The 3,173-nt window shown below is 30.9% G+C and carries 2 protein-coding genes; one reads left to right on the top strand and one right to left on the bottom strand.

Going from position 1 to position 3,173, the window contains the following annotated elements; translation table 11 throughout:
• Positions 1-2,090 (bottom strand): leucine-rich repeat domain-containing protein (locus tag M3005_RS05925; protein ID WP_293794540.1); only part of this gene is annotated, 2,090 nt, incomplete at its 3' end.
• Positions 2,091-2,436: 346 nt separating this feature from the next.
• Between M3005_RS05925 and M3005_RS05920 the strand changes: the two genes are divergently transcribed.
• A partial coding sequence (locus tag M3005_RS05920; protein WP_463670949.1) for a gluzincin family metallopeptidase occupies positions 2,437-3,173 on the top strand: 737 nt, incomplete at its 3' end.

Below are 3,173 nucleotides of genomic sequence, written 5' to 3'. Positions count from 1 at the left end.
ACAACAAAGTATTTGTTGGCAGTAACGAATTGACCATTTTGAAGTTGTAGTGCGTAAGCATTACCGTATTCTTTGATTGATTTAACTTTTAAAACTGTACCACGTTTGTATTTGTTGGCAGCGTCTTTTAAGTTTACTTTCTTGTAAGCAGTGACGGTTTTACTTAAGACTTTAACTGATTTAACACTATTTGAGTAGTAAAGTGGAGTAACATAGTTGCCCTTTGCAGTAATGTATCCACGACTACCCTTAATTTCTTTATTAGTTATTGGGTCGATTTGAACTACGTAATATCTAGGAGTGTTTACTGATGAAGTAACTTTCTTTAGAACCTTGAATAGTGGTCTTTTAGTTCCATATGCTTTCTTAAAACTCTTGATTTTGTTTTTCTTAGTGAAAGCATTCTTTTTGTATAGATTTAAACCACGAGTAGCAATAACCTTTCCGTAAGTGACAGTTGCTTTACCAGCATTGTTGCTGTGAGAATCAATAATAGAGCCATTATCATTGACGTTTGTGGTTGTATTTGTGACGATATTTGATTGAGTAGTGTTAGTTAGATTATCTTTCCAATTTAAAATAATGTTGTAGCTTCCTGAGAAAATACTATCAGTTATACCTAGTCCACTTGTGAAGTTAAAACTAACGGAGTTAGGTAGTTCTCCACCGTTATATTTAAATTCAATGTGATCAATACCATTTGAAGTATCATCGTCATTTTGATAATACTGTTTACCATCTTTACCAATTATAGTAAACATTCCTGAATCATGTAATCCTGATATTAAAAGATATTGTTTTTGAGGATTAGTTAAGGCTTGTCCGACATTATTATTGCTTAAATCTAAATCTACTAAACTAACTGGAATAGATATTGTTTGCCCTTTTTGGGGTTTATTAATGTTATTAACGGTTTTTACGATGTTTTGATTTAGAGCAGATCCGTTGTCAAATTTAAATCCTTGCATAAATGAAAGGTCACTTATTTGATTATTATCAACATAGAATTGTGTTAAGTTAGAAAAATGATTATAAGTACCCTTCATGGAACTTATATCTCCAATATTATTATTATTAACAGAAATAGTTTTAAGACTAACCCAATCAGTATTAGCGAAGTTATCAATATTTTTAATATGATTATTATCAGCATAAATGCTGGTTAGTTTTGTCCATTTTGCACTTGAAATTGGATTGATATCGGATATGTTATTGTTAGAAACATTGATCGTGTTAATTTCTGGCCAATTAGTATTTTTTATTACTGAGATATCAGATATTTGATTATTAGATACGTTTACATTGCTCAATTTAGGCCAATTTACTTGGGCGATTGGAGAAACATCAGAAATTAAATTATTAGATGCGTTTAAAATGGTTAGGTTTGGCCAGTTAACTTTAGCAATTGGAGAAATATCAGATATTTGGTTATATGATGCATTTAATTCGTTTAAGTTAGGCCAGTTTAGACCGGCAATCGCACTGAAATCAGAAATATTATTTGCGGATATATTTACTTTAATAACGTTAGGGATGGAAATGCTCTTCATAAAATTAACATCTTGAATATTATTGTTAGATAAGTCAATGTCTTTTAAATTTGGATTACTATATCCGGAAAGGGCATTAATCATTTGACTGGTAATACCAGCGTTTTCAACTGTAAGTGATTCCAAATTAGATAATTTTTTAATAGGTAATAAATTTATGTTTGCATCAAATTTTACATTGATTAAATTTATTGATTTTAAGTTAGTCAATTTATCAATGTTATTAAATGATGAAATAGTTATTTGTTTATACCATGATGGATAAAATAGGGATGTTAGATTATCTAAGTCAGATTGTGTAATGTCATTAATTGATTTGATATCGCTTCCATATTGTTTTTGAGCAGATGTTAGGATAGCAGCCTGCATGCCAGGATCGCTAAATTGACTGGAAACTGCATTGCTTGCTTGATTGCTGGCTGTTTGAGTTGTGTCCGCATGTGCAATCGGTTGGATGTTGTTCGATGCCACTGAATTAACTTCTAATGTTCCAAATGCTAAAGTTGAAAATAATATAGCTTTTTTTAAAGAATTTTTCATATTTTTTTTCTTCTTGTAAATTAATTTATGAATAAATTGTAATCCTAAGATATTGATATTACTACATTTATAAGCTTAACTTTTTATGAAGACGTTAAATATTTTATAAAGTTATTAAATTTACGATGGATTGAAAGTTTAAATTATTTATTCTGAGTAACAATCTACGCTAAAAATAGTATCTAACTAACTAATTCACTTAACATATAATCCAACTTCTACTTATTAAGACCAAAAGAATGCAAAATTTTTTTATTCAACTACAATATATATGTGGAAATTGATTCTCAAATAGCGTACAATTAAAAACTAATGAGAAAATGATGATAAGAAGAGGAGTGTTACAATGGCTGATTTAGTAAGATTATTCAATCGCTTTCAACCAGATCACTACGACATCTTTTTAGATGTTAGTCGTAGCGAAAAGAAATTTAGTGGTAAAACTACTATTTATGGAACTGCAAGTGAAAAATCAATCGGGATTCATGAAAAGGATTTTGATGTTACTGCGGTAACAGTTGATGGAACTCCTGTTAAATTTGATGTTGATAACGCCAATGAAGTTATCAATGTTGAATTAGATCACACCGGAGAAGTTGCTGTTTCAATCGAATATTCAGCAAAACTAACTGATACTATGATGGGGATTTACCCTTCATACTACCAAGTTGACGGTGAACAAAAACAATTAGTGGGAACTCAATTTGAAACTAACTTTGCGCGTCAAGCGTTCCCATGTATTGATGAACCAGAAGCTAAAGCTAAATTTAATTTAGCATTAAAATTTGATGAACAACCAGGTGAAACTGCGATTGCTAACATGCCTGAAACTAAGGTTGAAGATGGCGTTCACTATTTTGATGAAACTGTTAAGATGTCAACTTACTTAGTTGCATTTGCCTTTGGTGATATGCAAAGCAAGATGACTGAAACTAAGAGTGGCGTAAAAGTTGGTGTCTTCGGTACTAAAGCACATGCTGCTAAAGAATTAGATTTTGCGTTAGATATTGCTAAACGTTCAATTGAATTCTTCGAAGACTTCTACCAAACTCCATATCCACTTCCACATTCATGGCAATTAGC

It is taken from the genome of Apilactobacillus sp., from assembly GCF_025290035.1.
In the GTDB taxonomy this organism is placed as follows: domain Bacteria; phylum Bacillota; class Bacilli; order Lactobacillales; family Lactobacillaceae; genus Apilactobacillus.
Note: the sequence above shows the minus strand (reverse complement) of the source record. Positions and strands in the feature narration are given on the sequence as shown.